Origin of the sequence: Dietzia sp., assembly GCF_036741115.1 — a bacterium.
Taxonomy (GTDB): Bacteria; Actinomycetota; Actinomycetes; order Mycobacteriales; family Mycobacteriaceae; genus Dietzia.
The window spans coordinates 1-4,055 of sequence record NZ_DAINST010000135.1 but is presented as its reverse complement, the minus strand read 5'-3'; the positions used below and the strand labels follow the sequence as shown (position 1 = coordinate 4,055).

The 4,055-nt window shown below is 67.1% G+C and carries 4 protein-coding genes and 1 tRNA gene; 4 read left to right on the top strand and 1 reads right to left on the bottom strand.

Annotated elements, in window-relative coordinates:
* Window positions 1-541: ATP-binding protein (locus tag V7E05_RS13820; protein WP_442891687.1), on the top strand; the 541-nt coding region annotated here is incomplete at its 5' end.
* 90 nt (window positions 542-631) lie between these two features.
* A complete protein-coding gene (locus V7E05_RS13815) occupies window positions 632-1,120 on the top strand; it encodes a MarR family winged helix-turn-helix transcriptional regulator (RefSeq protein ID WP_333620212.1) in 489 nt (162 codons plus the stop codon).
* A gap of 103 nt (window positions 1,121-1,223) precedes the next feature.
* Here V7E05_RS13815 and V7E05_RS13810 read toward each other — a convergent pair.
* Window positions 1,224-1,296 (bottom strand) — tRNA-Arg (locus V7E05_RS13810).
* Window positions 1,297-1,461: 165 nt separating this feature from the next.
* On the opposite strand from V7E05_RS13810, the gene argS reads away from it, so the two are divergent.
* Together argS and V7E05_RS13800 are read left to right on the top strand one after the other, a co-directional pair.
* A complete protein-coding gene (gene argS, locus V7E05_RS13805; RefSeq protein WP_333620211.1) occupies window positions 1,462-3,114 on the top strand; it encodes an arginine--tRNA ligase in 1,653 nt (550 codons plus the stop codon).
* The coding region (locus V7E05_RS13800; protein ID WP_333620210.1) for a diaminopimelate decarboxylase family protein at window positions 3,111-4,055 on the top strand (945 nt) is incomplete at its 3' end. The genes argS and V7E05_RS13800, both read left to right, overlap by 4 nt.

Sequence of the window (4,055 nt, the reverse complement as noted above, 5' to 3'; positions counted from 1 at the left end):
GGTTCGCTACAAGAGCGGCCAGGGGCTCGGCACGGCTCTTCACGATGCAGAGATCGCGCTCCGCGAAATCGAGTCCCGGCGCGATGCCATGCGCTCGCGCGCCGACTCCGCGGACCTGCTCTTCCGTACGCTCGACAAGCACCGCAGCGCCGTCATCGAGAGGTATTCCGCTCCGCTACGCGACAAGCTGCGGCACTACGGTCAGATCGTGTTCGGCGAGGATTTCGATGTCTCTCTCGGGGACGACCTCGGTGTCACTGCGCGCAGGCTCGACGACCTCACGGTGGACTACGGAAAGTTGTCGGGCGGAGCGAAGGAGCAGTTCGCGATCCTCACCCGACTCGTCTGCGTCATGCTCGTCGGAGGTAATAGCGTCCCCGTTTTCCTCGACGACACGATGGGCTACACCGACCCACAGCGGCGCAAGGCCATGGCGTCCGTGCTCAACGAGGCGGGAAAATCGGCCCAGATCATTGTGCTGACCTGTGATGAAGCCCGTTTCTCCGCGATCGGGGACGCCGCTCGGCATTCCCTCGGCTAGGGCCCGTGCTCGGACTGTCGCAACCCCGAAGTGGGCGTTCGGCCGCCGCGGATGGCAGGTTTTCCGGGGACGTTAATTAACATTGCCGCCATGGACGATGCGCGCTGGTTGACCGAGGAAGAACAACGGCTGTGGCGGCGCACCCTGCAGTTCCATCAGCTCATGGATCTCGCCGTCGATAGGCAGCTCGAACGCGACGCGGGTCTTTCGCTCTCGGACTACAGCGTTCTCGTGACCCTCTCCGAAGGCGATGAGCTGGGCCTTCGCGCGCGCACCCTCGGCGAGCGACTCGGCTGGGACCGCAGCCGCGTCTCCCACCAAGTGCGCCGGATGGAAAAGCGCGGGCTCGTCGAGAAGAACGCCTGCGAAACGGACGGCCGCGGCACCATGGTCGGGCTCACTTCGCTGGGGCAGGAAGCGCTCGAGGCGGTTGCGCCGCAGCATGTCGAGCTGGTGCGAAGCGTCTACATCGATGGCCTCGACGAGGAAGAACTCCGCACCCTCGATCGGATCTTCTCGCGGGTCATCGAAAAGGTCGGGGAGAAAGAAGGGATCGTCATCCCCGGTTCGACGCCCTGACTTCTGCGAAAAGGCAGATCGGGCGGACTCCGCCGATCCGGCACAAATCAAAAAGAACCCCCCTCCCGCCAGCGAAATCCCGCTGGTAGGAGGGGGTTTTCCGTGCCCCCGAAGGGAATCGAACCCCTGACCTTTGGTACCGGAAACCAACGCTCTATCCCCTGAGCTACGAGGGCGAGCACGGAAAAACCGATCCATCACCACGAAATGCGCGATAAATCGGTCCCTGATGCCTAGCTACTGTAGCACCGGCCGCGGGGAACTCCGATTCGCGGGGCCGCGGGAACGAGTGCAGGGGCCGAGGCCGAAAAACTCGCCTCCACCTAATAGGATGATCCATCGTGACCCCAGCCGAACTCGCCACCGTCATCAGATCCGTCGTGCTCGACGCCGTCGAGGCTCGCGGCGGCGATACCTCGGTCGTCCCCGCGCAGGTGACGGTCGAGCGTCCCCGCAACCCCGAACACGGCGACTACGCCACGAACATCGCGCTCCAGCTGGCCAAGAAGATCGGCACCAACCCCCGGGAGTTCGCCGAGCAGGTCGCCGGCGCGCTCGCAGAGGACGCCGGAATCGCGGAGACCGAGATCGCCGGCCCCGGCTTCATCAACATCCGCCTCGACACCGGCGCGCAGGGCCGCCTCGTCGACGAGGTGCTCGCGGCCGGCGCGGGCTTCGGCACGGGAGAGAAGTACTCGGGCCTCAAGATCAACCTGGAGTTCGTGTCCGCAAACCCGACAGGGCCGATCCACCTCGGCGGGACCCGCTGGGCAGCGGTCGGCGATGCCCTCGGCCGTATCCTGGCGGCTCAGGGAGCCGACGTCACTCGCGAGTACTACTTCAACGACCACGGCGCGCAGATCGACAGGTTCACGCGCTCTCTCATCGCGGCAGCCAAGGGCGAGCCCGTGCCCGAGGACGGCTACGCCGGCGAGTACATCAACGAGATCGCGGCGGACGTGCTCGCCGAGCACCCCGGCGCCCTCGAGCTGCCCGAGGAGGAGCGGCACGAGGTATTCCGCTCGGTGGGCGTCGAGCTCATGTTCGCCCACATCAAGAGGACCCTCGCCGAGTTCGGCACGGTCTTCGACGTCTACACCCACGAGAACTCGATGTTCGAGTCCGGCCAGGTGGACAAGGCGATCGAGACGCTCAAGGGCAACGGCAACCTCTACGAATCCGACGGCGCCTGGTGGCTCCGCTCCACCGCGTTCGGGGACGACAAGGATCGCGTCGTCATCAAGTCGGACGGGGACGCCGCCTACATCGCCGGCGACATCGCCTACTACCTCGACAAGCGCTCGCGTGGCTTCGACCTCGCGATTTACATGCTCGGCGCCGACCATCACGGCTACATCGCGCGCCTCAAGGCCGCGGCCGCCGCGCTCGGCGAGGATCCGGCAACGATCGAGGTGCTCATCGGCCAGATGGTCAACCTCGTCCGCAACGGCAAGCCGGTGCGCATGTCGAAGCGCGCCGGCACCGTGATCACCCTCGACGACCTCGTCGAGGCGATCGGCGTCGACGCGGCCCGCTACGCCCTCATCCGTTCATCCGTGGACAACACTATGGACATCGACCTCGCGCTCTGGGCCTCGGCGACCAGCGACAACCCGGTGTACTACGTCCAGTACGCGCACGCGCGCCTGAGCTCCCTCGCGCGCAACGCCGAGGCGCTCGGGCTGTCGGCGGAGGGCGCGGACACCTCGCTGCTCACCGACGAGTACGAAGGCAAGTTGATCCGCACCATCGCGGAGTTTCCGGGGATCGTCGCCACGGCCGCCGAGCTCCGCGAGCCCCACCGGATCTCGCGCTTCCTCGAGGACCTCGCCGCCTCCTACCACCGCTTCTACGACCGCGTCCGCGTCCTCCCGCAGGGCGACGAGGAACCCGGCGAGATCCACACCGCACGGCTCGCGCTGTGTGCCGCGGCCCGCCAGACGCTCGCCAACGGGCTCGGGCTCGTCGGCGTCTCCGCACCGGAGCGGATGTGAGCGCGCACCCCGCCGGCCCGCGGCACGAGTACCCGCACGCCCCGAGCATCGGGGAGCGGCCCGCGGACGCGAACGAGCTCATGCGACTCGACGAGGCGGTGTGGCCGAAGAATGCCACGCGTAACCCCGACACGGGCGCGGTGGAGATCGCCGGCTGCGACGTCAACGAGCTCGCCGCCGAGTACGGCACGCCGCTCTTCGTCGTGGACGAAGACGATTTCCGCTCCCGCTGCCGCGAGCTCGCCGAGGCATTCGGCGGAGGGGACCGCGTGCACTACGCCTCGAAGGCGTTCCTCTGCACCGAGACCGCGCGGTGGATCAAGGAAGAGGGGCTCGCTCTCGACGTCGCCTCAGGGGGTGAGCTCGCCATAGCGCTACGCGCCGGATTCCCCACCGAGCGCATCACGATGCACGGCAACAACAAGTCCGTCGCCGAGCTCGAACTCGCCGCGCGCTCAAGCGTCGGGCACATCGTTCTCGACGCACCGGACGAGATCGCCCTGCTCGACGACATCGCCGCCGAGAACGGGACAGTCCAGGACGTCTTCCTGCGGGTCACGGTCGGCGTCGAGGCGCACACCCATGAGTTCATCGCCACCGCGCACGAGGATCAGAAGTTCGGCTTCTCGCTCGCCGGCGGCAAGGCGCTCGACGCCGTCGGAGCGGTCCTCGCCGCGGAAAACCTCCGGTTCACGGGCCTGCACAGCCACATCGGTTCGCAGATCTTCGAGTTCGACGGCTTCGAGCTCGCTGCCCGTCGGGTCATCGGCCTCATGGCCGAGGTGCGCGACGCCTACGGTCTAGAAGCCCTCGCCGATGTCGACACCGTCGATCTCGGCGGCGGACTCGGCATCAGCTACACCACGGAGGACAACCCGCCTGCCGTCTCCGAGCTCGCCCAGAAGCTCCTCGAAAACGTCGCGAAGCAGGCGGCCGAATTC

Coding starts and splice junctions, on each gene's coding strand:
- V7E05_RS13815 (WP_333620212.1), top strand. CDS start 632: ATGGACGATGCGCGCTGGTTGACCGAGGAAGAACAACGGCTGTGGCGG.